Consider the following 25,706-nt stretch of genomic DNA (forward strand, 5'->3'; position numbering starts at 1 on the left):
AAGGAGAAGGTGACCGGCTTCGTGACCACGCCAGTCGAACAGGCGGCCCGCCAGGGCCAGCAGGCGATCGAACGCAAGATCGCCGAGGAACTGGGCGTCCGCGAGGGGCAGGTGAAGGCGGCCGTCGACCTGCTCGACGGCGGCGCGACCGTCCCGTTCGTGGCCCGCTACCGCAAGGAGGTCACCGGCTCGCTCGACGACGCCCAGCTGCGCGGCCTGGAGGAACGGCTGCGCTACCTGCGCGAACTGGAGGAGCGCCGGGCGGCCGTCCTGGAGTCGATCGAGTCCCAGGGCAAGCTGGACGACGCGCTGCGCGCCCGGGTGCTGGCCGCCGACTCCAAGGCGCGGCTGGAGGACATCTACCTGCCGTTCAAGCCGAAGCGGCGCACCAAGGCGCAGATCGCCCGGGAGGCCGGGCTGGAGCCGCTGGCCGACACCCTGCTCGCCGACCCCGCGCAGGACCCGGCGACGCTCGCCGCCGGGTACCTCAACGAGTCGGTGGCGGACGCCCCGGCGGCCCTGGAGGGCGCCCGCGCGATCCTGGTCGAGCGCTTCGGCGAGGACGCCGACCTGGTCGGCTCGCTGCGCGAGCGGATGTGGACCCGAGGCCGCGTGGTCGCCACCGTCCGCGACGGCAAGGAGCAGGACGGCGCCAAGTTCGCCGACTACTTCGACTTCGCGGAGCCGTACACCAAGCTCCCCTCGCACCGCATCCTGGCGATGCTGCGCGGCGAGAAGGAGGAGGTGCTCGACCTCGAACTCTCGCCCTACGACGGCGAGTCCGAAGGGGACCTGCCCGGCGGGAGCGACTACGAGCAGCGGATCGCCGCCCGCTTCGGCATCGCCGACCGCGGCCGCCCGGCCGACAAGTGGCTCGGCGACACCGTGCGCTGGGCCTGGCGCACCCGGATCCTGGTGCGCCTCGGCATCGACCTGCGCGCCCGGCTGCGCGCGGAGGCCGAGGAGGAGGCGGTGCGCGTCTTCGCCGCCAACCTGCGCGACCTGCTGCTCGCCGCCCCGGCCGGCACCCGCGCCACCATGGGCCTGGACCCGGGCTTCCGCACCGGGGTGAAGGTCGCCGTGGTCGACGCCACCGGCAAGGTCGTCGCCTACGACACGATCTACCCGCACCAGCCCGCCAACAAGTGGGACGCGGCCGTGCACACCCTGGCCGCGCTGGCGAAGAAGCACGACGTCGACCTGGTGGCCATCGGCAACGGCACCGCCTCCCGGGAGACCGACAAGCTGGGCGAGGACCTGATCAAGCGCCACCCCGAGCTGAAGCTCACCAAGGCGATGGTCAGCGAGGCCGGCGCCTCGGTCTACTCGGCCTCCGCGTTCGCCTCGCAGGAGCTGCCGGAGCTGGACGTGTCGATCCGCGGCGCGGTCTCGATCGCCCGCCGCCTGCAGGACCCGCTGGCCGAACTGGTCAAGATCGACCCCAAGTCGATCGGCGTCGGCCAGTACCAGCACGACCTGAGTGAGGTGAAGCTCTCCCGCTCGCTGGACGCCGTGGTCGAGGACTGCGTGAACGCCGTCGGCGTGGACGTCAACACCGCCTCGGCGCCGCTGCTCACCCGGGTCTCCGGCATCACCGGCACGCTCGCCGACAACATCGTCGCCCACCGCGACGCCAACGGCCCGTTCCGCACCCGCAAGCAGCTCAAGGACGTCGCCCGGCTCGGCCCCAAGGCCTTCGAGCAGTGCGCGGGCTTCCTGCGCATCCCCGGCGGCGAGGACCCGCTGGACGCCTCCAGCGTGCACCCCGAGGCCTACCCGGTGGTGCGCCGCATCCTCGCCGCGACCGGCGGGGAGCTGCGCGCTCTGATCGGCAACGGCGCCGCGCTGCGGGCGCTGAAGCCCGCGGACTTCGCCGACGAGACCTTCGGCGTCCCGACCGTCACCGACATCCTCGGCGAGCTGGACAAGCCCGGCCGCGACCCGCGCCCGGCCTTCCGCACCGCGACCTTCAAGGAGGGCGTCGACAAGATCGGCGACCTGGAGGTCGGCATGGTGCTGGAGGGCGTGGTCACCAATGTCGCGGCCTTCGGGGCCTTCGTGGACGTGGGCGTCCACCAGGACGGGCTGGTGCACGTCTCGGCGCTGTCCAGGACCTTCGTCAAGGACCCGCGCGAGGTGGTCAAGCCCGGCGACATCGTGAAGGTCCGGGTGGTCTCGGTGGACGTGCCGCGCAAGCGGATCGGGCTCACCCTGCGGCTGGACGACGAGGTCGGGCGCGAGCGCGGCGACCGGGGCGGCGACCGCGGGGACCGCGGCGAGCGGCAGGCCCGCCCGCCGCGCCAGGAGCGGCGCGGCGCCGGTCAGGGCGGTCAGGGCGGCCGCGGCGGTCAGGACCGGCGCGGTGGCGGCCAGGGCGGGCGCGATCGGGGTGACCGGGGCGGCTCCGGCGGCTCCTCGGCTCCGGCCAACAGCGCCATGGCGGACGCGCTGCGCCGGGCCGGCCTGGCCGGTGGCGACGGCGGCTCCGGCGACCGGCGCTCCGGGCGGCGCTGAGCCGGGACGGACGGACGACGGCCGTACCGGGACGGCCGTACCGACGACGGCCGTACCGGGACACGGCCGGGGGCCGGTGGACGCAGGTCGCGTCCACCGGCCCCCGGCCGTGGTGCCCGTCGGGGCGTTCAGGCCAGGATTTTCGCCTTGGCCTGCTGGTACTCCTCGTCGGAGATGGCGCCCTTCTCCTTCAGGTCCGCCAGTTTCGCCAGGTCGTCGACGTGGCTGCCGCCGCCGCCCGGTCCGGACGCTGCCGCGTCACGGACGTAGGCCTGGAACGCGGCCTGGTTCTCCTTGGCCTGTTCCATGTCGCGTTTGGTCATCGACTGCCCGCGGGCGATCAGGTAGATGAGCACGCCGATCAGGGGCAGCAGGATCACCAGGACCAGCCAGCCGGCCTTGCCCCAGCCGCCGAGGTCGTGGCTGCGGAAGATGTCCGTGATGATCTTGAAGAGCAGGAAGAACCAGAGGATCCACAGGAACAGCTCCAACATCGTCCAGAAGATGTTGAGCAGCGGGTAGTCCGCGGCCAGCGTGTAGGTGTCCATGGCCGAGTCATATCATCGCAAAACGGACATTGCGCTCCGATGTTCGTCCGTTCCAGTGATCTTCCGGGGCGGCGGGAATAGCCGCGCTCGACCGGCGCCTCAGCCCAGTCCGGCTCGCCGCCGCAGCTCCACCGCGAGCCCGATCAGCTCGCCCCACCAGGCGTCGTGCCCGGTCAGCAGCAGTCGCTGCGCCTCGGCGACCGGCACCGGACGGACCTCGACCACCTGCTCGCCGTCGGCCGGGTTGGTCGGCGAGGACTCCAGCGCGACCTCTCCCCAGCCCCACAGCCAGGCCTTCTCCGGGTGCGGCTGCCACGGCCGGTACGGCACCGGGTCGTCGGTGCGGCAGCGGTGCGCACCCAGCCAGCCCGGCTCGCCGAGCAGCCGGGCGCCCGCCTCCTCGCGCAGCTCGCGCTCCAGGCAGGTGGCGATGCTCTCGTCCTGCTCCCGGGTGCCGCCGGGCAGGAACCAGTGGTCCCGGTCGTCCCGGCAGAGCACCACCTCGCCGTCCGCGAAGCCGACCAGGTGGATGTTGGTGACCAGGTCGTCCGGCGGCAGCACGGTGGAGAACTGCGCGTCGTAGCGCCCCCAGCTCCAGTACTGCGGCGCGTGCAACGCCGGGAAGCGGGCGGCGAGTTCGGCGGCTCTGGCGGAGGCGTCGGTGCGGTCCGTGGTATCGGTCATTCGGTGATCGTAGTGCCGGCCGGGAAACGGCGGGGGACGGTCGGATGGACGAGGGCGATGTCGGAGGTGGAGATGGCACGCGGCCGGCGGGGGCGCGGTGCCTCGGCCGGCGCGCCGACCCAACTCCCCAGTGAGATCTCGGCGGTGATGCCCGGCCCGAAGCCGGCGATCAGTCCGGTGGTGCCCTCCGGCACGCCGCCGTCGTCGAACAGCCGGGCGAGGGCGTCGAACACGACGGCACTGGCGATGTTGCCGCGTTCGGTGAGCGTGGCGCGGCTGTAGCGGAAGGTGGCCGGTTCCAGGTTGAGGAAGCGGCACAGGTCGTCCAGGATGCGGGGGCCGCCGGCGTGCACGATGTAGAAGCCGAGCCCGGACACCTCCCAGCCGTGCTCGCCGGCCAGGCGGCGCAGCGCGGGCGCGAGCATCTCCATCGTGCCGGGCACCCGCTTGTCCAGCTGGAAGTGGAAGCCGGTGTCCTTCACCCCGTAGGAGATCCAGTTCTCGGTGCCCGGGACGAGGTGCGAGCCGTTGCGCTCGATCTGGACGCCGTGCCCGCCGTGCCCGCGCATCACCACGGCGGCCACCGCGTCGCCGAACAGGCCGTTGGAGAGCAGCGAGCCCACGCCGAGGTCGGTCGGCTGGTAGCAGAGCGAGCAGAACTCGCAGGCGACGACGAGCACGTTGGCGCCCGGGTAGGCGCGGCAGAAGTCGTGCGCGCGGTTGACGGCGGCCCCGCCGGCCGCGCAGCCGAGCTGGGCGATCGGCACCTGGCGGGTGTCGGAGCGGAAGCCCATGGTGTTGATCAGCCAGGCGGTCATCGACGGCATCATGAAGCCGGTGCAGGACACGTAGACCATCAGGTCGATGTCCCGGGCGGTCAACTCGGCGTACGCCAGGGCCCGTTCGATCACCTCGGGGACGCGGTGCTTGGCCTCGCGCTCGTATACCTCGTTGCGGCGGGTGAAGCCCGGGTGGGTGAGGGTCCGCTCGATCGGCTGGACCAGGTGCCGGGTCCGCACCCCGGTGTTCTCGATCAGCCGCAGGGCCAGGCCGAGCTGGGGGTGGTCGGCGTGCAGGGCGCGGGCGAGGTCGAGGGTCTCGCCGAGGGTGATGACGTGCTCGGGCACGGCGACGGCGGGGCGGCAGAGTGTTGCCATGGGTGTGTGGGTCTCCCCTGGGGGCCTGGGGGCAGGCCGGTGGATGCGTGGAACGGGTACGGGCGGCGCAGTGCGGCGCGGTGCGGCTACCAGGCCACCGGCAGGGTGCGCGGGAAGCGCCAGATCGAGCCGGAGTCCCAGTCGAGTTCGGCCGGGTCGACGGCCGGCCGCAGGCCGGGGAAGCGCCGCAGCAGGGTGCCGATGGCGACCTGCAGCTCCATCCGGGCCAGGTGTGCGCCGAGGCAGTGGTGCTGGCCGTACCCGAAGGTCATGTGGGTGGGTGCGCCGCGGTCGAGGTCCAGCTCGTCGGGGCGCTCGTACACCGCCGGGTCGCGGTTGGCGGTCAGGTAGGAGACGTGCACCGCCTCGCCGGCCCGGATCAGCACCCCGCCCAGCTCGACGTCCTCGGTCGCGACCCGGGCGATGCCGACGCCCTGCCGGAACGGGATGAAGCGCAGCAACTCCTCCAGGGCGCGCGGCAGCATCTCGGGCCGGGCGCGGAGCCGGGCGAGCTGCTCGGGGTGGGTGAGCAGGGTGTGGGTGATGTTGCCGAGCTGGTAGGTGCTGGTGTCGTGCCCGGTGACCAGCAGGACCATCGCCATCACGGTCAGCTCGTCGGCGTCCAGCAGTTCGTCACCGTCGCGGGCGGTGGCCAGGGCGCTGATCAGGTCCTCGCCCGGCGCGGCGCGGCGGGCCGCGGTCAGCTCGCCGAAGTAGGCGCGCAGCGCGGTCTTGGCGGTCTCCTGGCCGTCCCGGCTGCCCGGGCCCATCCGCATCATCGCGACGGCGTGGCCGCGCAGTTCGGCGCGGTCGGCCTCGGGGATGTCGAGCAGCTCGCAGATGGTGGTGAGCGGGAGCCGGCCGGCCAGGAAGTGCATCAGGTCGGCGGGGGAGCCGTGCTCGGTCATCTCGTCGTAGTAGCCGTCGACGATCCGCTGGGTGGCCGGGCGCATCCGTTCGACCTGGCGGTTGGTGAAGCCCTGGGCGACCAGCCGGCGCAGCCGGTTGTGGGCGGGCGGGTCCATCAGGTTGATCGCTTCCGCCTGGGCGATCGGGGCGGGCGTCATCCGCGGCAGGTCCCGGCCGATGCCCGCGGCGCGGCTGAACCGGCGGTCGGTGGTGACCACCCGGACGTCCTCGTAGCGGGTGGCCAGCCAGGCCTCGCCCTCGCCGTGCGGTAGCCGGATCCGGGCGATCGGGGCCTCGGTGAGCAGCCGCTTGAGGAGGGGGTCGAACTCCAGGCCGTCGGTGTGGTGGAAGGGGCAGTCCCACACGGGGGCGGTGGTGGTCACGGGCCTGTCCAATTGTCTTCGTCATGCCGGGTGATGCCGCCCGAGGTGGTTCTTCCGTTCGGGCGCGGACATGCAGATGTTCCCCCATGGATTGGCAAAAAGGGCGATTCGACGGGGAGTTAGCTCTAATGAGTGAGCTGCATGATTGTCATGCGAACTGCCTGTTGTGGCGGGCCTGTTGTGGCTGGCCTGTTGTGGCTGGCCAGTTGGGGCGGGCAGGTCGGGGATCAGCCGCCGCCCGGAGCGACCAGGCCGGTCTCGTAGGCGAGGACCACCGCCTGCGCCCGGTCGCGCAGGTTCAACTTGGCGAAGATCCGGGCCACGTGCGTCTTCACCGTCGACTCGCTGAGGGTGAGCTCGCGCGCCAACTCGGTGTTGGAGAGCCCGCGTCCGAGCAGGGCGAGCACCTCCGCCTCGCGCGGGGTGAGCGGAGCGAGGTCCCGGTGCAGCGGCGGGCCCTCGGCGCCGGGAGCCGGACGCGGTGCGCCGGCCGCGAAGCGCTCGACCAGGCGCCGGGTGATCGAGGGCGCGAGCAGGGCGTCCCCGGTGTCCACCAGCCGTACGGCGGCGGCGAGATGGGCGGAGGTGACGTCCTTGAGCAGGAAGCCGCTCGCCCCGGCGGCCAGGGCGGCGTAGACGTAGTGGTCGAGGTCGAAGGTGGTCAGCATGATCACCCGGCAGCCCGGCACCCGGGCGAGGATCCGGCGGGCGGCCTCCAGGCCGTCCGTGCCGGGCATCCGGATGTCGAGCAGGGCGACGTCCGGCCGGTGCAGGCCGGCGGCGGCCACCGCCGCCTCGCCGTCGCCGGCCTCGGCGACCACGTCGATGCCGCGCGCGGTCAGGATCATCCGGAAGCCGGTGCGGACCAGCTCCTGGTCGTCGGCGATCACCACCCGGGGGCGGCGCTCCGCCACCGGGTCCCGCACCTCCGCCGCGGTGCCCTCTGCCGCGGCGCCCTCGCCCACGGTGTCCTCGCCCACGGTGCCCCCTCTACAGTGATCTCTTCCACGGCTCTTCCCGTCGCGAGGTGTGCGGTCCCTCGCGGCGTGAGTTCCCTTACGGCGTGCGCCCGGTCACGGCCGGTCCAGCGGGATGCGGGCGCGGACCCGGTAGCCGCCGCCGAGCCGGCGCCGGGCGTCCAGGTCCCCGCCGTACACGGCGACCCGCTCGCGCAGGCCGAGCAGCCCGCGCCCGGTGCCGTCGGCCGGGCGCGGCGCCGGGGCGGGGCCGTCGGCGAGCACGCTGGGCCCGCTGTTGAGCACCTCGACCCGCAGGTAGTGGTCCGCGTAGCGCACCGTCACCTCGGCCGTCACCCCGTCCCCGTGCTTGAGCGCGTTGGTCAGCGCCTCCTGGACGATCCGGTACGCCGTCACGTCGATGCCCGCCGGGAGCGGCCGGGGCTCGCCGGAGATCCGCACCTCGACCGGCAGCCCGGCGAAGGCGAACCGGTCGATCAGCGGGCTCAGCCGGCTCAGGCTCGGCTGCGGCGCGAAGTCGCCCCCGTCCGGCTCCTCGCCGCCGTCCGCGGCGGGTGCGAGCAGGCCGAGCAGGTGCCGCAGTTCGGTCATCGCGTCCCGCCCGGCGGCCTCGACCGCGCCCATCGCCGCCGCCGCCTCCTCGGGCATGGTGGCCAGCACCTCGCGCGCCGCCCCGGCCTGCACCACCATCAGGCTCACGTTGTGGCTGACGATGTCGTGCAACTCCGCGGCGATCCGGGCCCGTTCGGCGTCCACGGCGGTACGGGCGGCGCTCTCCCGCTCCCGCTCCAGCAGCCAGCCGCGCTCGCCGATCGCCGACCGGTGCAGCCGGCGCGCCCGCGCGAGCGCCACGGCCAGCCGGCCGGCCCCCGCGCACGCCGCCCCGGCCACCGCGACGGACACCCACTCCACTTCCGTTCCCCACACGGCGTCAGCTTCCCAGGTCACGGCATGATCCACATCATCCGGGGGTGCCGCGCCCGTACATCCCCGGTACTACGACGGCCCGCGGTTACACCCCGGGTGGGACGTACCGGCCGGGCGCCCGCCCCTACCGTCGTCCACCATGAGCAACGACCACGACGGGACCTCCCGGCCGGACGACGCGCAGGTCGTCGTCGAGCTGTCCGGGGTGCACAAGGAGTTCGGCGACGCCAAGGCGCTCGACGGCGTCGACCTGCGGATCCGGGCGGGCGAGGCGGTCGCCGTGATGGGCCCCTCTGGATGCGGCAAGTCCACCCTGCTGAACATGGTGGCCGGGCTGGACCGGCCCACCGCCGGCACCGTCCGGGTGCAGGGCCAGGACCTCGGCCGGCTGAACGAGACCGGCCTGGCGCTGTTCCGCCGCCGGCACATCGGGATGATCTTCCAGTTCTTCAACCTGATCGACGACCTCCCGGCCCTCGACAACGTCGCCCTGGCCGCCCAGCTGACCGGCACCACCGCCCGCCAGGCCCGCCGCCGCGCGCTGGAACTGCTGGACGAACTCGGCGTCGCGCACCGCAAGGACGTCTACCCGGCCGCGCTCAGCGGCGGCGAGCGCCAGCGGGTCGCGGTGGCCCGGGCACTGATGAACCGCCCGGCCCTGCTGCTCGCCGACGAGCCGACCGGCGCCCTGGACAGCCGCTCCGGCGAGCAGGTGATGGACCTGCTGATCGACCTCAACCAGATCGGGCAGACCCTGCTGATCGTCACCCACGACCCCGACCTGGCCACCCGCTGCGCCAGCCGGCTGGTCGAAGTGGCGGACGGCCGGGTGGCGCGCGAGCGGATGCTGGAGGCCCGGTCGTGAACGGCGGAGCCGTCTGGCGGGCCTCGCGCGCGGCGGTGAAACGCCGCAGGGTCCAGACCATCGTGATCGGCCTGGTGGTCTTCTGCTCCACCACGACCGTGCTGCTCGCCCTCGCGGTGATCAGCGCCGCCCGGGCCCCCTTCGACGACGCCTTCGGCGCCCAGCGCGGAGCGCACGTCGTGGCTGCCTTCGACGCCGGCAGGGCATCCGCGGAGCAGCTCGCCGCCACCGCCCACCGGCCGGGCGTCGAGGCCGCCGCCGGGCCGTTCGACCAGGTCGTGGTGGAGATCCCCACCGACTGGGCCGGCAGCCCGCCGGGCCCGCTGCCGCTGGTCGGCCGGGCCGACCCCGGCGGCCCGGTGGACCGGGTCGAGCTCCTGTCCGGGCGCTGGGTCGCCGCTCCCGGCGAAGTGGTGCTCGACTCGCCGTTCGGCGGCTCCGCGACGAGCCAGCTGGGCAAACCGATCACCACCGACCGGGGACTGAAGCTCACCGTCGTCGGCTTCGCCACCAGCATGAGCCGGTCCGCCGGCGGCTGGGTCACCCCCGGGCAGGCCGCCGACCTGCAGCCCACCGGACGGCAGATGCTCTACCGCTTCGCCGACGCCGACACCGCGCGGCAGGTCACCGCATCCCTCGGCACGGCCACCGAGGGCCTGCCCGCCGACGCGCTCACCAGCGCGCAGTCGTACCTGGTGCTGAAGCAGGCCTTCTCCGCGGGCGCCGACGCCTACCTGCCGCTGATGACCGTCTTCGGCGTGCTCGGCCTGGTGGTCGCCACGCTCATCGTCGGCAACGTGGTGAGCGGCGCGGTGGTCTCCGGCTACCGGCACATCGGCGTGCTGAAGTCGATCGGCTTCACCCCGCGCCAGGTCGTCACCGTCTACCTGACCATGGTCTCGGTGCCCGCGGTCGTCGGCACCGTCCTCGGTACGGCGGCCGGCTGGGCGGCGGCGTTCCCGATCCTCCGGACCGCCTTCAGCGGGATCATGACCGGCGTCGCCGTGATCGAACCGGCCGGCTGGCTGCCCGCCGCGACCCTCGCCGGCGTCCCCCTGCTGGTCGCCCTCGCCGCACTCGTCCCGGCCTCCAGGGCGCACCGGCTCTCCGCCGCCCAGGCCATCTCGGCGGGCAGCGCGCCGCGCACCGGACGAGGGCTGAAGGTCCAGCGCCTGCTCGGCGGCACCCGGCTGCCGCGCGCCGTCAGCCTCGGCCTCGGCCAGCCCTTCGCCCGACCCGCCCGGACCGCGCTGACCATGGCGGCGATCGTGCTCGGCGTGGTCACCGTGACGGTGACCACCGGCGTGAGCAGCACCCTGAGCCGGACCATGGCCCCGGCCGACGACAGCACCCACGTCAACGTGCAGACCGCCCACTTCGCGGACAACCGGACCGCACCGCGGCTCACCCCGGCCCAGACCGAGGCGATGCTGCGCGCCACCCCCGGCGCGGCGGGCGTGGTGACCCGGGGGCTGGTCCGGGTGGGCCTGATCGGCTACCCCCAGCCCGTCTTCGGCGACTTCTACGGCGGCGACGACATCGGGGCCGGCAAGTGGCTCCGGGTGGTCGAGGGCCGCCCGCCGACCGGCCCGAACGAGGTCTCGGCCGGACCGGCCTTCCTCGACCAGCACGGGCTCAGGCTCGGCGACCGGCTCACCCTCGACCTGGAGGGCCGGCACCTGACCGTCACCATCGTCGGCAAGGACGTCGAGGGCAACCCGAACGCGATCACCTCCAACGACGCGACCCGGGCCGCGCTCACCGACGACCCGCACCACGTCGAGTACGACGTACGGCTCGCCGCGGGCGCCGACGCCGGGGCGTACCGGAAGGCCGTGACGGACGCCGACCCGAGCCTGACGCCCTCCGTCGTCACGCCGCACCCGGACGCGGGCACCGTCGCGGTCAAGAGCTTCACCACGACCTTCACCGTCCTGCTGTCGGTCGTCGCCGCGCTCGGCGTCTTCAACACCCTGCTGCTCACCATCCGGGAACGCCGCCGCGACCTGGGCATGCTGAAGTCGATCGGGATGACGCCCCGGCAGGTCGTCACGATGACGATCACCTCGGTGGCCTGGCAGGGCGCGCTCAGCGGCGTCATCGGGATCCCGGTCGGGATCCTGACGCACCGGTTGATCGTCGAGAACGTCCGGATCATCGCCTTCACGGACGATGCGATCGACGTCTGGGGCGCCCCGCTGCTCACCGGCCTCGCCCTCGCGGGGGTGATGATCGCCGTCCTCGGGGCACTCGTCCCGGCGCGGTCGGCGGCCCGGCTGTCGATCGCGGAGGTGCTGCACAACGAGTGAGCCACGGGGGTGGGGGCGCCGGCCGGCGGTTCGTCGCTCCCGGCCGTCGCTCCCGGCCGTCGCTCCCGGCCGCCGCTCCCGGCCGTCATTCCCGGCCGTCACTCCCACCGGAACCGCCCGACCGTCCGCCCGCGTCCCAACTCCCGCTGAGGACAAGGTGATCGGGGAGGACGTCGTGTCACTGTTCAGGGCGCCGGGCCTGGGCCGCCGGGTCGCGGTCACGCTCGGCGGGATCGTCCTGCTCAGGCTCGGGCAGAACCTGCCGCTGCCGGGCGTCGACCCGACCGTGCTCGGGCGGGTCGCGGACAGGGCACTGCCCGGCGACCGGGTGCGCGGACTGGTCGACCTCGTCACCGGCGGCGGGCTGTACCGACTGGCGCTGCTCCCGTTCGGGGTGCTGCCGCTCCTCCTGGCCCGACTGACCGTCCCCGCCCTCGCCCGGCTGCACCCCCGGCTCGCCGCACTGCGCGCCGTGCGCCCCGGGCTGCTCCTGCTGCAGCGCCGGACCGCCCTCGCGCTCGGCCTGCTCGGCAGCCTCGCCCTCGCACTGGTCGCGGCGACCGGACACCTGCTCCCCGGCGCGGCCGCCGGGGACGGCGTACTGCGGCTGCACGGCGCGCTCGCCGTCGCCGTCCTGACCGCCGGGGCCGCCGCGGGCACGGCGGCGCTGGTGCCGCTCACCCGGTGGATGGACCGGCACGGGCTCGGCGACGCGATCGCGGTACTGCTGCTCGCCCAGGTCGCGGCCGTGCTGCCCGGTCAGCTGTGGGCCGTCCGGGAACGGGCCGGGTCCGGCGCGTACGCGTCGGTGCTGGTGGCCGTGCTGGTGGGGCTGGCCGTGACGATCGCCCTGGTGACAGCCGGGCGCAAGGGGGAGCGGCGGGTCGAGCTGTTCTACTCCCCGCTCGGCGGGCGGCGTGCGGGCGCCGAGCGCCGCTACCTGCCGCTGGTGCTCAGCCACCGGGGATTCGTGCCGGCGGTGGCCGCCGCCCTGCTGCTCGCTCCGCTGCGGCTGCCGTGGTTCCCGTACCTGGTGCTGCTGTTCCTGCTCGCCGCGGCCGGGTCCTGGCCGGCGGTGCTGGACGGCCGGTCCGTGCTGACCGACGCCGACAAGCTGCTGCGCACCCGCGCGTACGTCCCCGGCGTCGAGCCCGGCAGGGCGACCGCCGACCACCTCGCCGCCGTACGCAGCCGGCTCGCCGTCGCCGAGATGCTGGGCACCGGTGTGGTCGCCGTCCTGCCGGCGCTCGTGCTGTCGGCGGCGGGCGCGGCCGGCGGGTTCGGCGCGGTCAGCGGACTCGGCGGGTTCGGCGGGTTCGGCGGGTTCGGGGCGTTCGGGGCGTTCGGCGGGGCCGGGGGTGCCGGAGGCTACGCGTTCGGCGGGGCGAGCGTGCTGGTGGTCGCCGGGGCTTCGATCGACGCGGTGGGGCCGCTGTTGCAGGACGTGCAGCGGAGGCGGATGAGGCGGCACTATGCGCCATACGCCTGACGTGCCGTCAATGACGGTTGTTCGAAGGCCTATCATCGCGCCATGTCCACCGCTGAGCTGATCCGCATCGTCTCCCGCTCCTCGCCCATGGCGCTCGCCCAGGTCGAGCGGGTCCGCGCCGAACTCGCCGTCCTGCACCCGGACCTTCGCACCGAGGTGGTGCCGGTCACCACCTCGGGCGACCGCTGGACCGGCGACCTCGCCCACCTGGGCGGCAAGGGCGCGTTCACCAAGGAGGTCGACGCCGCGCTGCTCGCCGGGGAGGCCGACGTCGCCGTGCACTGCCTCAAGGACGTTCCCGCCGACCGTCCGCTGCCCGCCGGCACCGTCTTCGCCGCCTACCTGCGCCGGGACGACATCCGCGACGCCCTCGTCCACCCCGGTGGCCTGACCCTCGCCGAACTCCCGCCCGGCACCCGGATCGGCACCTCCTCCGTCCGCCGCACCGCCCAACTCGCCGCCTCCCACCCGCACCTGGAGTGTGTGCCGATCCGCGGCAACGCCAACAGCCGGCTCGCCAAGCTCGACGCCGGGACGGTGGACGCCCTGCTGCTCGCCGTCTCCGGCCTGGAACGGATCGGCGAGCAGACGCGGATCACCGAGATCCTCGGCGTCGACGCGATGTGCCCGCCCATCGGCGCCGGGATCCTCGTCCTGCAGTGCCGCGAGGACGACACCGCGACCATCGACGCCGTCACCACGCTCGGCCACCACGACACCTGGCGGGAGGCGGCGGCCGAACGGATGTTCCTGCACGTGCTGCAGGGCCACTGCAACAGCCCGATCGCCGGCTACGCCAAGGCCGAGGCGGACGGCCGCCTCTCGCTGCGCGGCCGGGTCTTCACCCCGGACGGCAAGCAGGTGCTGGACGCCCACGAGTGGGCGGGCGCGCTCAACCCGGAGGACCTGGGAACCTCGGTCGCCCTTGCGCTCAAGCGGCAGGGGGCGCAGGAGCTGATCTCCTCCATCCCGCACTGACCGTCCCGTCCGGAGCGGGCGCCCTGGGTACCCGGACGGCGGAGAGCCCGTCCGGGTGCACGGTCCGCCGTCCCCGGCGCGCGTACGTCCGGCTCGTCCGGGCGTGCGGTGACCCGTCCCGGGGTGACGCGCGGAGATTCCCCCCTCGGCGCGAGAACCGGCCGCGGGTGCGCGGCGTCCGTTGAGGAGTGATCAGTGCGGTGCTCGGCGGGATGCCGATGTTCTGGCCCGGGCTGCTGCTCTCGCTGGCGCCCGCGGCCCTGTTGAACCGGCCGGTGGGGCGGTTGCTGCGGGCCCACTGGGCGGTGGGCTTCGTCCTGCTGCTCGGGCTCGGCGGGGTGGTCGTGGCGACGCTGCTGCCGGAGGCGTTCCGGCTCTCCGAGGACGCTGTGCGGCACTGCACGGTCGAGGGCGGTCGGCCTCGGTCGCCGTACGAGCTGCTGCACGTCCGGTACATCGAGCTCAAGCTGGCGACCTACGCCCCGGTCGGCTTCGCGGCCGCCCTGGCGGGGACCAGGCGGCGGGCGGTGGTGGCGCTGCTCGGTGCGGCGGTGCTGCCGTTCGCGGTGTCGGCGATGCACTACGCGCTGCCGGTGATCGGACGGTCCTGCGATGTGCAGGACGTCTGGGACGGGGTGCAGGGAGTCGTGCTGGGCGCGGCGGTGGGGCTCCTGGTCGGTCCGCTGGGACGGGCGGTGGCCCGGCAGTCCTGGCGCCGGGCCTGAAGCGTGGTCACCGTTCCTCGGGAAGCTCCCCGGGGCGCGGGTCGGGGCCCGCGGCGGGGCTCGCGGCCGGGCTCGGGGAGGGGAGTGCGGTGGGAGGCGCGGCGGGAAGCGCGTCGAGGAGAGGGAAGAGGCGCGTGACGGCGGCGACCGGGCGGGCCCCGGCGGGGCGGGTGGCTGGGTCGGCTTCGCGGCCCCGGTAGCGGGCGAGGACCTGACGGACGGCCTCGCCGACGGCCGAGAGCTCGTCGGGGGTGAGGTAGACGACGGCGCTGAAGGCTTCGTCGTGCTGCCAGTCGGCGGGGGCTTCGGCACGGTGCGCGAGCCAGCGTTGGTAGCTCTCGTCCTCCAAGCCGCGGGCCAGCGCGCCGAACCCGTCGCCGAACCCGTCGCCGAACCCGTCGCCGAACTCCTCGCCGGCTCCGGGGGCGAACTCGTCGCCGACCCCAGGGCCGACCCCGTTGCCGGGCCGGCCGCCGGGCTCGCCGCCGGGCCGGCCGTCGGGCTCCTGCGGGTTCCGGGGCGCCTGCGCTCGGGGCAGGCGCCAGGGGCGGGCGCGGCCGTCGACCGGCGGGGCCTCCTCGATCAGGCCGTGTCGGCCGAGCTGTCGCAGGTGGAACGAGCAGAGGCCGGAGCTGACGCCGAGCCGGGCGGCGGCCTCGGTGGAGGTGATGGTGCCGTGCTCGGCGAGCAGGTCCAGCAGGGCGGTGCGGACGGCGTGCTCGGGCAGGGCGCCGGCGGTGGCGAGATCTTCTGCGGTCACTTTGCAAAGTCTGCTACTTTGCAAAGTCGGTGACAAGTTGTCATGCCTGGATTGCGTCGAGGAGCACGCCCATGTCCGACCTACGCGAACGTCCCCCCGTCCTGCGGATCACCGAGATCGGGGAGTCGATCCTGCACGGCCCCTGTCGCCCGGCCGGCGAACAGGACTACGGCAGTGAGGAGTTGGCGCAGCTGATCGACTCCATGTTCCTGACCATGTACGTCGCCGACGGCTGCGGGCTCGCCGCCAACCAGGTCGACGTGGACCTTCGCCTCTTCGTCTACGACTGCCCCGACGACGACGGCGTCCGGCACACCGGCCACCTGCTCAACCCGGTCGTCGAGCCCCAGGCCGCGGGCCGGCGGCTGATCGAGGACGCCGAGGGCTGCCTCTCCGTCCCCGGCGCGGGCACCCCCGCGCTCGCCCGTCCGGCCCGCGCGGTCGTGCGCGGCTTCGACCGGCACGGCAGCCCGCGCACCGTCGAGGCCACCGGCTACTTCGCCCGCTGCCTGCAGCACGAGACCGACCACCTCGACGGCCGGCTGTACGTGGACCGGCTCTCGCGGCGCGACCGCAAGGACGTGCTCCGGCAGACGGCGGACCGCCGGGAGGAGGTGTTCGCGCGGCGGGCAACGGCCGGCGAGCGGCCGGACTGGGGCGGGCCGGTGCAGGAGTGCAATGCGTCGTGCCGCTGCCGGCGCCTGGAGGCGCGGGCGTGAGCGAGCCCGACTTCCTCGCCGCGATCCGGACCTCCTACGACACCGTCGCCGCCGACTACGTCCGGACCGTCGTCCCGCCGACCGGGATGGACTCCCTCTCGCAGGCGATGCTGGCCGCCTTCGCGGAGCTGGTGCGGGGTGCGGGCGTGGGCGGGCCTGCGGGTGCGGGCGTGGGTGCGGGTGTGGGCGGGCGTCCGGGTGCGGGCGTGGGCGTGGGCGTGGGCGGGCCTGCGGGCGTGGGCGTGGGTACGAGCGTGGGTTCGGGCGCGGGGGCGCCGGTGGGTCCGGTCGCCGACCTCGGCTGCGGACCGGGCAGGGTCACCGCCCACCTGGCGGCGCTGGGCGTGCCGGCCTTCGGGGTGGACATCTCGGGCGAGATGATCGCGCTCGCCCGTCGCGCGTACCCCGAACTCCGGTTCCTGCAGGGCACGATGACCGACCTCGACCTGCCCGACGGCGCCCTCGGCGGCATCCTCGCCTGGTACTCCGTCCACCACACCCCGCCCGAGCTACTGCCCGCGCTGTTCGCCGGGTTCCACCGCGTCCTCGCGCCCGGCGGCCACCTCCTCCTCGGAGGCCACGTCGGCGACGAACACCTGCGCCCGGTCTCGGGCTACGGCCACCCGGTGACGTACTCCTCCTACCTCGTCCCGGCCGGCCGCCTGGTCGAGCTGCTGACCGGAGCCGGCTTCACCGTCACCACGCGACTGGAACACCTGCGCCCGGAGTGCCCGGGCCGCGGCTACGTCAGCCTGCTGGCGCACAGGTAGATGGCTCCGCCGGGGGAGGGGGTCGATTCGGGCGGACGAGGCGGGGCACCGGTGCTGTCGGCGACGGTGGACGCATGCTGACGAACATTCCGCTGGGCGACACCGAACGCCCCGTCCCCCGTTGGGCCCTTCGCCTGGCCAGGGCGCTCCCATTCGTGGTGCTGCCGCATTGCCTGTGGCGGCTGCCGTTCGCGGTGGACTTCCGGATGGGGACGATCGACCCGGCCGCCCCGGCCTTCACCTGGTGGGCCACGCCGTACGTGATCGGCCTGAGCGTGCTCACCGAGGCGCTGGCGCTGCTCACCCTGGGGCTGGTCAGTGGATGGGGCGAGGTCTTCCCGTCCTGGGTTCCGTTCCTCCGGGGCCGACGGGTGCCGCGGCTCGCCGCCGTCGCCCCGGCGGTCCTCGGCGGGCTGGCGCTCGTCGCCCTCTTCGATCCCATGCCCCTCGCCTGGCTCGGCGTCCTCGGCTTCGAGGAGGTCGCGTACTCCAACGGCTGGTGGCAGGCCCTGGCCCGGGCCTGCACCTCACCCAGCATGCTCTGGGGCCCGATCGTCCTGGCCCTCGCCTGCGCCTACCACCACCGCCGCCGCCCCACTCTCGACCCCCGCCCCGGCCCTGGCCCCGCCAGGGACACTATGTAGACCGCCCGACATATTCCTGCCGCCCGCCCCGAGACCCCGAGAGGCGCCTGCACAGGAAGTCGGCCCGCCTGACTTCCTGCGCAGGCGCCGTTGCGATGGGAAGAGGAGGAAATATGACGCTCGGTCTACATATTTCCCCGGCCCCGTCGGAGCGGCCGGACCGCCCTGGCCAACTGTGGGCGGCCGCCCTGCGGGGCACCGCGCCGCCTGCGTGACTGACTGCCTGCCGCGGAGCATCGCGCAGAAAGTCGACCAGGCCGACTTCCTGCGCGTGTGTGTGCGTGCATGCATACGGGCATCGCCTGGGCCGGGCGAATATGTAGATCGACCGTCATATTCTGCCTGCCGCGCCACAGGCTGGTGCGCGAGAAGTCGGCTGGTTCGACTTCCTGTGCGTCCGCATCGCCCGGCCGGGGACCATATGTAGACCGACCGGCATATTCAGCCGGGCGCGTCGAAGGGCTGGGGCGGCGATGGTGGCAGGCCCTGGCCCGGGTCTGCACCTCGCCCAGCATGCTCTGGGGCCCGATCGCCCTGGCCCTCGCCTGCGCCTACCACCGCCGCCGCCCCACCCCCGGCACAGGCCCCGCCCGGTCCACTATGTAGACCGCCCGACATATTTCTGCCCTCCGCCCCGAGAGCCCGGGAGGCGCCTGCACAGGAAGTCGGCCCACCCGACTTCCCGCGCAGGTGCCGTTGGGATAGGCAAGGGGGAGGAATATGACGCTCGGGCTACATGCTTCTGCTCCGCCGCCTGCCTGCCGCGGAGCATTGCGCAGGAAGTCGACCAGGCCGACTTCCTGCGCGTGTGCGTGGGTGCATCGCCTGGGCTGGGCGAATATGTAGACCGACCGTCATATTCTGCTCGGCGCGCCGCAGGCGTTGCGCGGGAGGTCGAACGGGCCGACTTCTTGTGCGTGCGGCACCTTTGCGGACAGGCTATGTAGACCGGTCGTCATATTCCTCTCGGCGCCGCACGGCGAGGGTGGCGAGGACGGCGCAGGAAGTCGGGCCGATCGACTTTTCGTGCGGTTTGCCGCCGCGAGCAGGGCCCATATGTAGACCGGTCTTCATATTCCGAGCGGGCTGATCCAGTGGTGCCGGCGTGGCCTCCTCGCCGGGCGCGTGCTGCGGGGGTGCGGTGCTGCGCAGGAAGTCGGGCGGGCCGACTTCCTGCGCAGCCGGGGGCTGGGGGCCGGGGGCGGGGCACTGGCAGTGGTGGGGGTCAGTCGGCAGCGTTTCCGGTGAGCAGGGAGTCGGCGAGGTGCTCGGCCGTCGTCGCGTCCAGTGGGGCGTGCCCGAGGAGGAAGCGGTACCAGAACACCCCGTAGACCTGGTCCACGATCAGCTCCAGGTCGGCATCGTCGGCCAGTTCGCCGCGTTCGCGTCCGCGGGAGAGGAGCTCGCGCAGGGCGGTGCGGCGGGTGGCGGTGAAGGTCTGCATGAGTTCGGCGAGGTGCGGGTCGCGGGCGGCTTCGCGGACGAGGGTGCGCAGGGCGGAGGCCGTGGTGCTGCGCTGGGCGGCGTCGAAGGTGGTGGCGACGAAGGCGTGCAGGTCGGTGCGCAGCGTGCCGGTGTCGGGGCCGCGGACGTCCTGGTCGGCGCGGTCGGTGAGGGCGTCGAGCAGGACGGCGCCCTTGGAGGGCCACCACCGGTAGACGGTCTGCTTGCCGACGCCGGCCGTGCGGGCGATGGCGTCGATGGTGACCGGGGTGCCGTCCGAGTCGGCGAGCAGGTGGAGGGCGGCGTCGAGGATCGCCCGGTGGGCGGCTTCGTTGCGGCGGCGTCCGGTGTGCGGGCGGGTGGACGCGGTCTGCTCGGGCGTCTGGTCCGTCTGGTCCGTGTGTTCCGGCTGCTGTGCCCGATCTGCCCGCACTGCCCGGACTGCCTGCGCAGGCTGTTCCGCCCGTTCCGCCCGTTCCGCCCGGGGTTCGGTGTCGCTCATGGTCTCCCTCTCGTCGGCCCCGTTTCCTTGCCCCCGCTTGACAAGACTAGCAGTCTCGACAAATATCAATGCCAGAACCGACAGTCTCGACAAGTCGAAAGGCCCCACCGCCATGAGCACTGCGTCAAACCTCTTCGCCGGACAGCGCGTCGTCGTGATGGGCGGCAGCTCGGGCATCGGCGAGGCGGCCGCGACCGCCTTCGCGGCGGACGGTGCCGAGGTCGTGGTCACCGGCCGTGACCGCGAGCGGCTCGACGCCGCCGTGGCCCGGATCGGCGGCAAGACCACCGGTCGCCGGCTGGACGCGACCGACCCGGCCGCACTCGCCGCGTTCTTCGCCGACGAGGGCACCGTGGACCACCTGGTCGTCGCGGTCAGCGGCGCGGCCGGCAGCGGCCCGTTCGCCCAGCTCGACCTGGCCGACCTCGCCACCGGCTTCGACGCCAAGTTCTGGCCGCAGGTCCGCGTCCTGCAGGCCGCGCTGCCGCACCTGCGCAAGGACGGCTCGGTCACCCTGATCACCGCGGCCTCCGCCCGCGCCGCCATCCCCGGCACCGCCGGACTGGCCGCCATCAACGGCGCGCTGGAGGCGATGGTTCCGCCGCTGGCCGTCGAGCTCGCCCCGCTGCGGGTCAACGCCGTCTCGCCCGGCGTCATCGACACCCCGTGGTGGGACCGCGTCCCGGTCGAGCAGCGCACCGCGCTCTTCGAGGGGCTGGCCGCCACCACCCCGGTCGGCCGGGTCGGCCGCGCCGAGGACGTCGCCCGGGCGATCCACATGCTGGCCGCCAACACCTTCGTGACGGGCGTGGTGTTCGACTGCACCGGCGGCGCCAACCTGCCCACCGGGCGCTGACAGCGCTGACAGCGTGGATGGCGCCGAGGGCTGATAGTGCCGAGGGCTGACAGCGCTCAGAACGCCGGACGGCCCGGCCGGGGGAACTCCCCCGGCCGGGCCGTTGTCACAGGTCCTCCGTACGGTTCGACCGTGAGCGTTCCCGAACTGATCCCGATCCGGCACGAGCCGGAGGGGCGCACCCGTACCATCGGGCGCTGGTGGGGCGGCGCGTTCTTCGCCTCCGTCACGGGGCCGGTCGACCGGCCGGAGTGGTACGCGGTGCTGCACCGCTTCGACTCCGCCGGGCAGCACCTCGACTCGGCCATCCGGGCCGCGGGCACCGGGCCCGAGGCCCGGCGGCTCCTGGAGGAGTGGCTCGACGCCCTGCCTGGTCGGGAGTACGGGAGCATCGCGATCGCCCCGTTCGAAGTCCGGTTCGACGGCGTGCTGTTCCGCCTCGTCATCGAGGAAGACGGCGAGGACGGCGAGCACGAAGAGGACGACGACGAGGCCGACCGCTTCACCGCCGAGCTCCAGCCCGACGGCCTGGGCTTCCACGCCCCCTGGTGCGGCTGCTACGACACCTGAGCAGCCGCACCGGGCCGCCGGTGGGCCCGGCTCGTCACCACTCCGCGACCCGGTAGTCCTTGAGGAACACCCCCGACACCGGGTGTCCCGCCTCGCCCCGAACGATCGGGTCGTAGACGCGGGCCGCGCCGTCCACGATGTCGAGCGGCGTGCGGAAGCCCCGTTCGGCCAGGCGGGCCTTCTTGGGGGCCGGGTTCTCGTCAGTGATCCAGCCGGTGTCGACGGCGCACATGTGCACGCCCTGCGGGGCGAGTTCGGCGGCGCTGGTGCGGGTGAGCATGTTGAGCGCGGCTTTGGCCATGTTGGTGTGCGGGTGCCGGGCGGTCTTGTTGCGTACGGCGAACCGGCCCTCCACCGCCGTGACGTTGACGATGTAGCGGGCGGGGTGCTGGGAGGCCAGCAGCAGGGGCAGCAGTCGGTCGCAGAGCAGCGTCGGGGCCAGGGCGTTGACCAGCTGGGTCTCCAGGACCTCCGCCGGGTCGAGCGAACCGAGCCTGGCGGACCAGGAGTTGTCGGGGGCGAGGTCGGGTAGCAGCCCGGCCTCGTCGGTGCCGGCGCCGAGTTCGCCCAGGTTTCCCATCCCGACCAACGATCCGGCGCCGGAGGGCAGTCGGGCACCGCCGGAGAGGGGTAGGAAGCCCGGGGCGTGGCTGATCACCCGGCGGTCTGCGGTGGGCAGGGCGTCCTGCTCGCCGGCGGCCAGCAGGGCGTACGACTCGGGCGGGCGGCGCAGCGTCTGGGCGGCGTTGTTGACGAGGATGTCGAGCGGGCGCCCGTCCGCACGCAACTGCTCGGTCAGTCCGATGACTTGGCGCGGGTCGCGGAGGTCGATGCCGACCACGGTGAGGCGCTCCCACCAGTGCTCGCTGCCCTCGGCGGCGCGGAAGCGTCGGACGGTGTCCTGCGGGAAGCGGCTGGTGACGATCAGCTCGGCGCCGTCGCGCAGCATCATCAGCGCGAGCTGGAAGCCGATCTTCACCCGTCCGCCGGTGAGCAGGGCGCGACGCCCGCGCAGGTCGGTGCTGAGGCCCCGGCGCGCGGTGTTGTCGGCCGAGCAGTCCGGGCAGAGCATGTGGTAGAACCCGTCGACCTGGCGGTAGGCCTGTTTGCAGACGTAGCACTTGCGCGGGATCTGCAGTTCGCCGACGGGCCCGCCCCCGGACGCGAGCGTCGTGAGCGGTGCGTCCTCGCGGCGGTGCCGGCTGCCGGTCGCGGTGGCGGTGAGCAGCTCGGCGTCGGCCTGCCGGACGGCTTCCTTGGCCTCCTGGCGGCGGAGCTTGCGGCTCTCCATGACGAAGGAGCCGATCTGCCTCTCGACGTGAAGCCGGGTCCGGTCGGTCCAGGGGAGCGCCCGCAGCCGGCCGAGGGTGCGGCTGAACGCGGCGAGTTCCTCCGCGGTCACACCCGCCGCGAGTGCCGCCTCGCCGGTCGGATGGATCGTGTCGAGCTGGTCGTGGTCGTCCCGGACCGTCATGTCCGCCCCCTCGTGCCGTACAGGTGGGTGGGACTGTAGTGGACGGTCCGGGACGATGAGATGCCAATTTTCTCCGGTCGGCCGCCGGCGGGGCTCCCGGGGACGCCGGGGTGCCGGTCGGCCCGGGAAGGGCGGCCGGCACCCCGGTCGTGCCGCGGGGGTCAGCCCGCGTACTGGCTGAAGATCTTGGCGAACTCGTACGGCTGCTGCGGGATGTTGGTGCACTTGGAGAGCGAGCCGCCGGTGCAGGCGTTGGCGTCCCGGGTGGCGTCCCAGAAGGCGAGCAGGCCGAGGTGGTTCTGCTGGGCGAAGGTCACCAACTGCTGGGCGTCCGCCTGGTTGTAGACCTGGTGGTCGTCGTTCTCGCCGATCATCGGCGTCACGCCGACCATGGCCCACAGTCGGGCGTCGGTCTTCGCCGGGTAGAGCGCCCTGAGCTGGCCGAACAGCGACTGGGCGGCCTGGACGGCGGCGTTGCCGTAGTCCGTCCCGCTCCGGTAGTAGTCCATTGCCATGATGTTGACCAGGTCGGTGTCGACCCCGGCGTCGCGGGCCGACTTGACGATGGCGGCGCCCTCGGCGGTCAGGCCCTCGGGCAGCACCGGCAGGGTGAAGGAGACCTTGAGGCCGGGGTGGGCCTGCTGCAGCTTGGCGAGCGCGGCGGAGCGGCGGTCGTTGGCGGCGGTGTCGGCGATCGCGGCGCCCTCGATGTCGAAGTCGACATAGCGCAGCCCGTAGGCCTTCACCACGGCGTCGTACTCGGCGAACAGCGAGTCCACCGAGGTGCAGGCGGCGGCGAGTTCGGTGCCGCTGGCGCCGCCGAAGGAGACCTTGACGTCGCCGCCCGCCGCGCGCAGGGCGTCGACCTGGTCCTTGGCCCAACCGGTGCGCGGGTCGTAGGCGTTGAACCAGCTGGCCTTGCAGCCGACGCCGGTGACGAAGCCCATCGTGTAGCCCTTGAGGTTGCCGGCCTTGGAGAGGGCGGGCATGGACGGGGTGGGCCAGGCGCCCATGTCGATGTAGGGGGCGACCGGCAGCGCGACGTTCGGCGGCGGGGTGCTCGGGCCGCCGGTCGGGGTGCCGGTGGGCGTGCCCGTGGGCGTGCTCGTCGGGGTCGGCGTGCCCGAACCGGGCGGCGGGGTGGTCGGGGTGCCGCCGGGGCCGGTCAACGCGATGTCGTCGGCGAGGTAGCCGCCCTGCCCGTACCAGCCGTGCAGGTAGACGGTGACGCTGGTGGTGGCCGGCCCGGTGGTGAAGCCGGTGGACAGCTGCTGCCAGTCGGCGCCGCCCGGGGTCCAGGTGGCCGGGTCGGTGACGCCGCTGCCGGTGGCGCCGAGGTAGACGTACCGGCCCTGCACCCAGGCGCTCAGGCTGTACCGGGTGTTCGGCAGGACGCTGACGGTCTGGCTGCACTGAGCGGTGTCGCTCGCGCTCACGGCCCCCTTCAGTGCGTACGTCCCGCCGTGCGCACCGGTGCCGGCGATGCTCCCGGTGCCGGCGGAACAGCTCCAGGGGCTGAGCGCGCCGCTCTCCAGGCCGCCGTTGGCGAGCAGGTTGCCGTCGGCGGCGCCGGCGTTCCCGGCGAGGACGGCCAGGCCGCCGGCGGCCAGTGCGGTGGCGGCGACGAGGCTCAGCAGGGTGGTCCGGCGGGCGGGGCGGCGGTGCGTGGGGGCGTGCTGGGGCGCGCTGGGCATGGGGGTGCCTCTCGGGACGTGGTGGCCGCCCGCGCCGCGAGGGGGGAGACACGGGCGGGCGGCGGCCTGGGGTGGTCCGGTGGGGGGAGCGCGGTGCTGAGCATCAAACTGGACTAGACCAGCTGTGCACGTCAAGCACTTCCCCACGCCGGACGCCTCGCCGAGGGCAGGTTTTAGGGAGGGTTAAGGAGGCGACTCGCGGAGGCCGGTCGGGTGGCGCTCCGGGCCCCGGCCGGTCAGCTGCAGCACGGCTTGCACTCCTTCACCTGCACGTCGTCGAGCACCGGCCCGTACGCCCCCGCCACGGTGCTGGTGAAGGTCAGGGTGGTGGAGGAGTTCTGTGCGACGAAGCTGAACTGCCGCCCCACGTAGCCCATCGCGGCCATGGTCTTGCCGGTGGAGTCGAAGGAGAAGTCCTGGAAGTCCTGGCCGTCGATCAGCGCCTTGCCGGTCTTCACGGCCGGTCCGCCCGCGGGGTTGGCGGCCAGCGCGTACGTCACCGAGTAGGTGGTGCCGGGGGTGGTGGTGAAGGTCTGGGCGATGGTGCCGCCGGTGCCGCCGTTGAGGTCGACCGACTGGTCGCCCTCGGCGGCCTGCCAGAAGCCGGCGCCGATCAGGTCGATGTTCCCGGCGGTGATCCGCCACGGGCCGATGGTCTGGCCGGTGGCCAGGTTCGTGAAGGAGCCCGCCGGGGCCTTGGGCGACTCGAAGCTGCCGTCGTCGAAGCGGCTGAGCGCGCGGGTCCCGCCGGCGGCCTGGGCCGGGACGGCGAGCGCGGTGGCGGTGGCCGCGAGCAGGGCGACGGCGGCGACACGGGTGCGGGAGAGCTGCATGGGTTGGTCCCCAATCGGTTGTGAACTGACGAGCCTGGTGATGGAACGACGAGCCGATGATCGGCTGTGCACAGAGCGTCGACCGTCGCGGTGAGTCCTGCCAAGGCCGGACGGGCGGCGCCCGGTGGTGCGGGAGATCCGTGGGCGGGCGCCTGCGCGCCGGTTTGGCGCAGCGTCACCCGCGGTGGCCCGGTGGAAAGTCCGGGGACGAAGCTCGCGCCGTCGACGGCGGGCTCGTTCTACCCGGTGGTGAAACCGGAAGCGTGCGCCCCGCTCGCACCCCTACGGTGGGCCGATGACCATACGAACAGCCTTCGACGGTCCGCGGATCTGCTTCCTCGGCGACTCCTTCGTCCAGGGCCTCGGCGACCCGGAGTTCCGCGGCTGGGTCGGCCGGGTGCTGCAGGCGGCCGCGCCGGGCGCCACCGCGTTCAACCTCGGGGTCAGGCGCGACACTTCGGCGCAGGTGCGGCGCCGCTGGCAGGCCGAGGTCGAGGCGAGGACCGTTCCCGGCGCGGACAACCGGCTGGTCGTCTCGGTCGGCGCCAACGACGCGACGGAGGAGGACGGCGCGCCACGCGTGCCGCCCCTCGGGACGCTCGACAACCTCGCCGCCCTGCTCGGCGGCGCCCGCGCACTCGGCCTCGGCACGCTGGTGGTCGGCCCGCCGCCCGTGGTCTGCGACGGGGCGGCGCACCTCGACCGGCTGCGCGGCCTCGTCCCGCAACTGGCCGCGACCTGCGCCGCGTTCGAGGTCCCGTTCGTCGACGTCACCGAGACGCTGGCGGCCGATCCGGTGTGGGTGTCCGAGGCCGGAGCGGCGGACGGCGCTCACCCGGGCGCGGGAGGGTACGGGCGGCTGGCGGAGCTGGTCCTGGCGGGCGGGTTCCGTGAGTGGATCGGAACGGACTTGACCTTGAGTGCACTCCAAGGTGAATGCTGAAGGAGTTGATCACGCATCACCGCGCCGACCAGC

Annotated in this window: 23 protein-coding genes; 12 read left to right on the forward strand and 11 right to left on the reverse strand. The window is 73.7% G+C overall.

What is annotated here, in order from left to right; translation table 11 throughout:
* Window positions 1–21: 21 nt before the first annotated feature.
* The gene (locus ACIGG8_RS26215; protein ID WP_396551221.1) at window positions 22–2,514 is read left to right on the forward strand and encodes a Tex family protein; all 2,493 of its coding nucleotides are present in this window, start codon (window positions 22–24) and stop codon (window positions 2,512–2,514) included.
* 128 nt (window positions 2,515–2,642) lie between these two features.
* Here ACIGG8_RS26215 and ACIGG8_RS26220 read toward each other — a convergent pair whose 3' ends face one another.
* The 6 genes from ACIGG8_RS26220 to ACIGG8_RS26245 all read right to left on the reverse strand — a co-directional run bounded on the left by ACIGG8_RS26220 (window position 2,643) and on the right by ACIGG8_RS26245 (window position 8,120).
* Window positions 2,643–3,062 carry an SHOCT domain-containing protein gene (locus tag ACIGG8_RS26220; protein ID WP_350524384.1) on the reverse strand — a complete coding sequence of 140 codons (420 nt, stop codon included), beginning with the start codon at window positions 3,060–3,062 and terminating at the stop codon, window positions 2,643–2,645.
* Window positions 3,063–3,161: 99 nt separating this feature from the next.
* The gene (locus tag ACIGG8_RS26225; RefSeq protein WP_396551223.1) at window positions 3,162–3,746 is read right to left on the reverse strand and encodes an NUDIX domain-containing protein; all 585 of its coding nucleotides are present in this window, start codon (window positions 3,744–3,746) and stop codon (window positions 3,162–3,164) included.
* A complete protein-coding gene (locus ACIGG8_RS26230; protein ID WP_396551225.1) occupies window positions 3,743–4,903 on the reverse strand; it encodes a type III polyketide synthase in 1,161 nt (386 codons plus the stop codon). The genes ACIGG8_RS26225 and ACIGG8_RS26230 overlap by 4 nt, the downstream gene beginning before the upstream one ends.
* 86 nt (window positions 4,904–4,989) lie before the next feature.
* Window positions 4,990–6,195: a cytochrome P450 gene (locus tag ACIGG8_RS26235; RefSeq protein WP_396551227.1), complete on the reverse strand. Its 1,206-nt coding sequence runs from the start codon at window positions 6,193–6,195 to the stop codon at window positions 4,990–4,992.
* A 227-nt stretch (window positions 6,196–6,422) separates the two neighbouring features.
* Window positions 6,423–7,109 (reverse strand): response regulator, encoded by a 687-nt coding sequence (locus ACIGG8_RS26240; protein WP_396551356.1) that lies wholly within the window; start codon window positions 7,107–7,109, stop codon window positions 6,423–6,425.
* A gap of 159 nt (window positions 7,110–7,268) precedes the next feature.
* Window positions 7,269–8,120 (reverse strand): sensor histidine kinase, encoded by an 852-nt coding sequence (locus ACIGG8_RS26245; protein ID WP_396551229.1) that lies wholly within the window; start codon window positions 8,118–8,120, stop codon window positions 7,269–7,271.
* Window positions 8,121–8,238: 118 nt separating this feature from the next.
* On the opposite strand from ACIGG8_RS26245, the gene ACIGG8_RS26250 reads away from it, so the two are divergent.
* The 5 genes from ACIGG8_RS26250 to ACIGG8_RS26270 all read left to right on the forward strand — a co-directional run bounded on the left by ACIGG8_RS26250 (window position 8,239) and on the right by ACIGG8_RS26270 (window position 14,465).
* Window positions 8,239–8,964, forward strand: coding sequence for an ABC transporter ATP-binding protein (locus tag ACIGG8_RS26250; RefSeq protein ID WP_396551231.1), 726 nt, complete (start codon window positions 8,239–8,241; stop codon window positions 8,962–8,964).
* Window positions 8,961–11,273: an FtsX-like permease family protein gene (locus ACIGG8_RS26255; protein WP_396551233.1), complete on the forward strand. Its 2,313-nt coding sequence runs from the start codon at window positions 8,961–8,963 to the stop codon at window positions 11,271–11,273. Before ACIGG8_RS26250 ends, ACIGG8_RS26255 begins: the two co-directional genes overlap by 4 nt.
* A 175-nt stretch (window positions 11,274–11,448) precedes the next feature.
* On the forward strand, window positions 11,449–12,762 hold the full coding sequence (locus tag ACIGG8_RS26260) for a hypothetical protein (protein ID WP_396551235.1): 1,314 nt from the start codon (window positions 11,449–11,451) through the stop codon (window positions 12,760–12,762).
* Between the two features lie 42 nt (window positions 12,763–12,804).
* Window positions 12,805–13,740, forward strand: coding sequence for a hydroxymethylbilane synthase (hemC, locus tag ACIGG8_RS26265; protein WP_396551237.1), 936 nt, complete (start codon window positions 12,805–12,807; stop codon window positions 13,738–13,740).
* 188 nt (window positions 13,741–13,928) lie between these two features.
* Window positions 13,929–14,465 carry a hypothetical protein gene (locus ACIGG8_RS26270; RefSeq protein WP_350524375.1) on the forward strand — a complete coding sequence of 179 codons (537 nt, stop codon included), beginning with the start codon at window positions 13,929–13,931 and terminating at the stop codon, window positions 14,463–14,465.
* A 7-nt stretch (window positions 14,466–14,472) separates the two neighbouring features.
* Here ACIGG8_RS26270 and ACIGG8_RS26275 read toward each other — a convergent pair whose 3' ends face one another.
* A complete protein-coding gene (locus tag ACIGG8_RS26275) occupies window positions 14,473–15,225 on the reverse strand; it encodes a winged helix-turn-helix domain-containing protein (RefSeq protein ID WP_396551239.1) in 753 nt (250 codons plus the stop codon).
* Between the two features lie 71 nt (window positions 15,226–15,296).
* On the opposite strand from ACIGG8_RS26275, the gene def reads away from it, so the two are divergent.
* From def to ACIGG8_RS26290, 3 genes are all read left to right on the forward strand, one after another.
* Window positions 15,297–15,944: a peptide deformylase gene (gene def / locus ACIGG8_RS26280; RefSeq protein WP_396551241.1), complete on the forward strand. Its 648-nt coding sequence runs from the start codon at window positions 15,297–15,299 to the stop codon at window positions 15,942–15,944.
* Entirely contained in the window at window positions 15,941–16,714 is a 774-nt protein-coding gene (locus ACIGG8_RS26285) for a class I SAM-dependent methyltransferase (RefSeq protein ID WP_396551243.1), read from the forward strand. The genes def and ACIGG8_RS26285 overlap by 4 nt, the downstream gene beginning before the upstream one ends.
* A 74-nt stretch (window positions 16,715–16,788) precedes the next feature.
* The gene (locus ACIGG8_RS26290) at window positions 16,789–17,358 is read left to right on the forward strand and encodes a hypothetical protein (RefSeq protein ID WP_396551245.1); all 570 of its coding nucleotides are present in this window, start codon (window positions 16,789–16,791) and stop codon (window positions 17,356–17,358) included.
* Between the two features lie 1,225 nt (window positions 17,359–18,583).
* Here ACIGG8_RS26290 and ACIGG8_RS26295 read toward each other — a convergent pair.
* The gene (locus tag ACIGG8_RS26295; protein ID WP_396551247.1) at window positions 18,584–19,303 is read right to left on the reverse strand and encodes a TetR/AcrR family transcriptional regulator; all 720 of its coding nucleotides are present in this window, start codon (window positions 19,301–19,303) and stop codon (window positions 18,584–18,586) included.
* Window positions 19,304–19,415: 112 nt separating this feature from the next.
* Between ACIGG8_RS26295 and ACIGG8_RS26300 the strand changes: the two genes are divergently transcribed.
* Both ACIGG8_RS26300 and ACIGG8_RS26305 read left to right on the forward strand, forming a co-directional pair.
* The gene (locus ACIGG8_RS26300) at window positions 19,416–20,159 is read left to right on the forward strand and encodes an SDR family oxidoreductase (protein WP_396551249.1); all 744 of its coding nucleotides are present in this window, start codon (window positions 19,416–19,418) and stop codon (window positions 20,157–20,159) included.
* A 132-nt stretch (window positions 20,160–20,291) separates the two neighbouring features.
* Window positions 20,292–20,729 (forward strand): hypothetical protein, encoded by a 438-nt coding sequence (locus tag ACIGG8_RS26305; protein WP_396551251.1) that lies wholly within the window; start codon window positions 20,292–20,294, stop codon window positions 20,727–20,729.
* Window positions 20,730–20,763: 34 nt separating this feature from the next.
* Here ACIGG8_RS26305 and ACIGG8_RS26310 read toward each other — a convergent pair whose 3' ends face one another.
* The 3 genes from ACIGG8_RS26310 to ACIGG8_RS26320 all read right to left on the reverse strand — a co-directional run bounded on the left by ACIGG8_RS26310 (window position 20,764) and on the right by ACIGG8_RS26320 (window position 24,730).
* Window positions 20,764–22,203 carry an SDR family oxidoreductase gene (locus ACIGG8_RS26310; RefSeq protein WP_396551253.1) on the reverse strand — a complete coding sequence of 480 codons (1,440 nt, stop codon included), beginning with the start codon at window positions 22,201–22,203 and terminating at the stop codon, window positions 20,764–20,766.
* Window positions 22,204–22,364: 161 nt separating this feature from the next.
* Window positions 22,365–23,897, reverse strand: a complete 1,533-nt coding sequence (locus ACIGG8_RS26315) for a carbohydrate binding domain-containing protein (protein WP_396551255.1) — start codon at window positions 23,895–23,897, stop codon at window positions 22,365–22,367.
* Window positions 23,898–24,133: 236 nt separating this feature from the next.
* Window positions 24,134–24,730 (reverse strand): choice-of-anchor C family protein, encoded by a 597-nt coding sequence (locus ACIGG8_RS26320; RefSeq protein WP_396551257.1) that lies wholly within the window; start codon window positions 24,728–24,730, stop codon window positions 24,134–24,136.
* A 295-nt stretch (window positions 24,731–25,025) separates the two neighbouring features.
* On the opposite strand from ACIGG8_RS26320, the gene ACIGG8_RS26325 reads away from it, so the two are divergent.
* On the forward strand, window positions 25,026–25,673 hold the full coding sequence (locus tag ACIGG8_RS26325) for a GDSL-type esterase/lipase family protein (RefSeq protein WP_396551259.1): 648 nt from the start codon (window positions 25,026–25,028) through the stop codon (window positions 25,671–25,673).
* Window positions 25,674–25,706: the final 33 nt, after the last annotated feature.

It is taken from the genome of Kitasatospora sp. NPDC085464 (assembly GCF_044541955.1).
GTDB lineage: Bacteria > Actinomycetota > Actinomycetes > Streptomycetales > Streptomycetaceae > Kitasatospora.